The organism is Candidatus Eisenbacteria bacterium (assembly GCA_013140805.1).
Classification (GTDB): Bacteria; Eisenbacteria; RBG-16-71-46; order RBG-16-71-46; family RBG-16-71-46; genus JABFRW01.
In genome coordinates this window covers 1-3,964 of record JABFRW010000169.1, presented here as the reverse complement: position 1 = coordinate 3,964, position 3,964 = coordinate 1, and the positions used below count along the sequence as shown (strand labels likewise).

Genomic DNA, 3,964 nt, shown 5'->3' with positions numbered 1-3,964 from the left:
ATCTCGCGGTCCGCCTGACGCAGGAGCCGGCGCTGCGCTCGATCCCATTCGTGTTCGTGACGCCATTCGAATCCGAGCTGCGCGCCCGGCTCTCCGCCTGCGCCGCGTCGCGCGTCGCAGCGGCGCTGGCCTGGCCGGCGGGCGCGGGTGCGGTGTCCGCGGCGCTCGACCGGATCGCACCACGCAGCGAAAGCGGCGGTGCGCGCGTGCTGTGGGTGTCGGGCTCTGGATCGCTCGAGACTCCGGAGCGCGAACTGCCGGAATGGCGATTGGTCGAGCGGGTGCGAGAGGTCGGTGAGGCACGGCATCGACTGCGTACTAGGCCGCACGACTTTGACGTGGTGGTGCTCGACATCCGCGACCCCGAGGTGCCGAGTGCGGAACTGCTGCGTGACTTCGCGCTCGAACGTCCGCTGCGCGAGATCCCGGTGCTGGTGCTGCATGGCGCCGAGAGCTCACGCGAACCGGCCGCGCGGCGGTGGCTGGCCCAGGGCATGCCGATCGACGTGCTGAGCCGTGCGTCGGTGACCGAGAATCCGCGCCGCGTGATCCGCGCGCTGGAATGGAACCGCGTGAACGGGAGCGGCGAAGGCGACGCGCCGCGGGAGGCCGCCGCGTGAAGCGCGTGATCGTGATCGAGGACGACCCGGTGAACGCCCGCATGATGAAGGCGCTGCTCGAACGCCGCGGCGGCTGGTCGGTGCTGCACACCGAATCGGGCGACGAGCTGTTCGACCTCGCGCGCCGCGGCGAGGTCGCGCTCGCACTGCTCGACGTCTCGCTCGGGAGCACCTCGTGGAACGGGCGCCCGGTGACGGGGCTCGAGCTGAGTCGCGCGCTCAAGAGCGACGCGGCGACTCGCGCCATTCCGGTCGTCATCACCAGCGCGCATGCGATGCGCGGCGATGCCGAGCGATTCTTGCGCGACAGTCTCGCCGAGGACTACGTCGCCAAACCGATCACCGATCACGCCGCCTTCGTCGCGCGACTCCGGAACTGGCTCGGGGAGGCGGCATGAAGGCCCCGAGCGAGACCCGTCTGCTGGTGGTCGAGGACGATCCGTTCCTGTCGCGGATTCTCGAGAAGCGGTTCGGGGCCGAGGGCTATCAGGTGTTCCTCGCGGCCGACGGACGCGCCGGCATGAAGGCGATCGTCCAGCACGAGCCGGACGTCGTGATCTCGGACTGGATGATGCCCGAGGTCGACGGACTCGAGCTGTGCCAGTCGGTCAAGACCGGCCTGCGCGAGGCGGCGCCCTACTTCATCCTGCTGACCGCAAAGGGCGATGTGAGCGACAAGCTGGTGGCGCTCGACTCGGGCGCCGACGACTACGTCACCAAGCCCTGTGATCCGGTCGAGCTGCTGGCGCGGGTGCGTGCCGGCATTCGAATCGTGGGGCTCGCGCAGTCGCTGAGACGCACCGTCGCCAATCTGCGGGCCGTGAATTCCGAGCTCGAGATGGCGCGTCAGAGCGGCGGCGATCGGGCGCGCGAGGACGCGGCGGCGGGCATCTCGCGAGGCTCTGTGCACGTGTGCGCGTCGTGTCATCGCGTGCGGTCGGAGGCCGGCGACTGGATGCCGTGCGAGGAGTTCCTGCGCGTGCGCGGTGAATCGCCGATCTCTCAGGACGCGTGCGCGGACTGTCGCGAGTCCGGCGGCAAGAAGTTCGGCTCCGCCGCCGCCTGAGCCCGCTCGACCGCTCGATTCCGCTGACCGCGTCGCCGCGCTAGTGTGTGCGCTCCGCGAGCCGCGTGGTGCGCCTCGCGCGACGCGGGAGTGCGCGTGGCGGATTCGCTGGCGGTGCTGGTGATGGGTGGCGGTGGTTTCATGGGCGCACGCACGGCGCGCGCACTGGGCGCGGCCGGACACCGCGTCAGCGTGTTGACGCGCGGCCTTCAGCCGCTGCCGGACGGTGTGGCGCCGCTGGTCGCCGACCGGCTCGATGCGGAGTCCCTCGCCCGGGCGCTCGACGGCCGGCGCTTCGATCTGACCGTCGACTTTCTCGCATTCGACCGCGACGACATCGAGCGCTTGCTGCTGCTGCCGCACGCGGCACTCGGGCGCTACGTCATGATCTCCTCGGGGCAGGTCTACCTGGTGGCGGAGGGTTCGCGTGCACCGCACGTCGAGGCGATGGCGGATGCGAAGCTCACCCCCGAACCGGCGCGCGATTCTCCGGATCACGCGGAGTGGAGCTACGGGGTCGGCAAGCGACGCGCGGAACTCGCCGTGTTCGCCCTGCGGGCCACCCACGGGCTGCGCGGGCTCGTGCTGAGGATCCCGATCGTGCAGGGCACCGGCGATCCGTCGCTGCGACTGTGGGCGTGGATCGAGCGCGTGCTCGACGGCGGCCCGCTGCTGCTGCCCGACGGAGGCACGCGCCTGGTGCGGCACGTGTTGGCCGATGACGTTGCGCGGGCTGCAGTGTGGCTCGCCGATCATGCTCCACCGGAACGCGCGGTCTACAACCTCGCGCAGCCCGAGATGCTCACGCTCCGCGAGTGGCTCGAGAACTTGATGCGGATGATCGGTTCCGTGCGACCGATCGTCCCCATGGACTGGGATGCGCTGCTGGCGAGCGGGCTCGAATCGAACTTCGCGCCCTATGCGGGACGCTGGGCATCGGTCCCCGACCCGACTCGGCTGCAGCAGGAGTGGGGCTTCGAGCCGACGCCGATGAACGTGTATCTGCCCGAGGTCGTGCGCCAGCACCTCGAGCACCGGCCGACCGCGAGCCATCGCGGCTACGCGCAGCGGGCGCTGGAGCTCGAGCTCGCGGGCCGATTCATGAAGTGACGCGGTCCGGCCGATACCGCAGGGGCGACTGGCACGGCCCGAATGCCTCCCGGGCGCCGTCGCCTTGACCTGCGTTTCGGGCTCCCGATAGACTCCGCGCCCGCTTTGAAATCCGGGTCACTCGGTGACCCATCCCGAAGTCGTTCCTCGGTAGCTCAACGGCAGAGCATCCGGCTGTTAACCGGAGGGTTGTAGGTTCGAATCCTACCCGAGGAGCCATTCTCTCTTCGCCATCCCGCTCGGGGGCGAAGTCGCAATCGACGAAGGCCCCGCGAATCGCTTCGCGGGGCCTTCGTCATGCACGAGGCGAGTTGCGTCGCGTTACTTCAACACTGTCTTGAACATCTTGAGCATCGCCGCCCACGACTTCTGGTCAGCGGCCCGGTCGTACTGGAGCGCGTCCATGCCGTATTTGGCCGCCTCCGGATTCGTGAACCCATGTTTGGCGCCCGGATAGCGGATCACTTCGTAGCGTGCGCCCGCTGCCTTCATCACGCTCTCGAATGCGACGACCTGTGACTCGGGCACGAATGGATCGGAGTCGCCGGTCATGACCAGCAGGCGCGCCTTCACCTTACCGGGCTCGGCCGGGTGTTCGGTCGCGAGCGCCCCGTGGAAGCTGGCCACCGCGTCCAGGTCGGCGCCCGAGCGCGCCATGCCGAGCACGATCGCGCCGCCGAAGCAGTAGCCGATCGCCGCGATGCGCTGGGGGTCGACACCCGGCTGCTGCTTCAGTTGCTCGAGTGCCGCGTTGAAACGCGCGGTGACGACCTCGTGATCCTTCGTGGCTTCGGTCATGAACGCTTCGGCGTCCTTGGGATGCTCGGTGACCTTGCCCTTGCCATACATGTCGAGCGCGAAGGCGACGTAGCCGGCCTTCGCGAGCCGTTCGGCCTGATGGCGGGCGTGCTCGTTGTGTCCCCACCACTCGTGCACCACCAGCACGCCCGGTCGCTTCGATTTGGCACCGTCGTCCCACGCCAGATAGCCCTGCAGCGTGGTCTCACCTTGCTGATATTCGATGGTCCGGGTCTTGAGCGCTGCGTGCGCGGGAGCAGCGCACGCGACCAGTACGATCGCGGTCGCGAACAGGCGATGGATCCTCACAGCGAGACTCCTTCCCATGGGGTCATACGGCGGCGGGCAGTTCGATGCGCGCAGGTTAGCA

5 protein-coding genes and 1 tRNA gene are annotated in these 3,964 nt (G+C 69.1%); 5 read left to right on the top strand and 1 reads right to left on the bottom strand.

Features of this window, described 5'->3' with window-relative positions; genetic code table 11:
* The 5 genes from HOP12_12995 to HOP12_12975 form a co-directional block, all read left to right on the top strand.
* On the top strand, positions 1–620 hold a 620-nt coding region (locus tag HOP12_12995; GenBank protein ID NOT35061.1), incomplete at its 5' end, for a response regulator transcription factor.
* Positions 617–1,018 (top strand): response regulator, encoded by a 402-nt coding sequence (locus tag HOP12_12990; protein ID NOT35060.1) that lies wholly within the window; start codon positions 617–619, stop codon positions 1,016–1,018. The genes HOP12_12995 and HOP12_12990, both read left to right, overlap by 4 nt.
* Complete coding sequence (locus HOP12_12985) at positions 1,015–1,686, top strand: response regulator transcription factor (protein ID NOT35059.1); 672 nt, start codon at positions 1,015–1,017, stop codon at positions 1,684–1,686. Before HOP12_12990 ends, HOP12_12985 begins: the two co-directional genes overlap by 4 nt.
* A 96-nt stretch (positions 1,687–1,782) precedes the next feature.
* Entirely contained in the window at positions 1,783–2,796 is a 1,014-nt protein-coding gene (locus HOP12_12980) for an NAD-dependent epimerase/dehydratase family protein (GenBank protein ID NOT35058.1), read from the top strand.
* Between the two features lie 144 nt (positions 2,797–2,940).
* Positions 2,941–3,015, top strand: a tRNA-Asn gene (locus tag HOP12_12975).
* Positions 3,016–3,117: 102 nt separating this feature from the next.
* Here HOP12_12975 and HOP12_12970 read toward each other — a convergent pair.
* Positions 3,118–3,921, bottom strand: coding sequence for a dienelactone hydrolase family protein (locus tag HOP12_12970; GenBank protein NOT35057.1), 804 nt, complete (start codon positions 3,919–3,921; stop codon positions 3,118–3,120).
* Positions 3,922–3,964 lie beyond the last annotated feature (43 nt).

Excerpts from the sequence above, each read along its gene's own strand:
- HOP12_12970 (NOT35057.1), bottom strand. The coding sequence starts at position 3,921 with ATGGGAAGGAGTCTCGCTGTGAGGATCCATCGCCTGTTCGCGACCGCG.
- HOP12_12985 (NOT35059.1), top strand. The coding sequence starts at position 1,015 with ATGAAGGCCCCGAGCGAGACCCGTCTGCTGGTGGTCGAGGACGATCCG.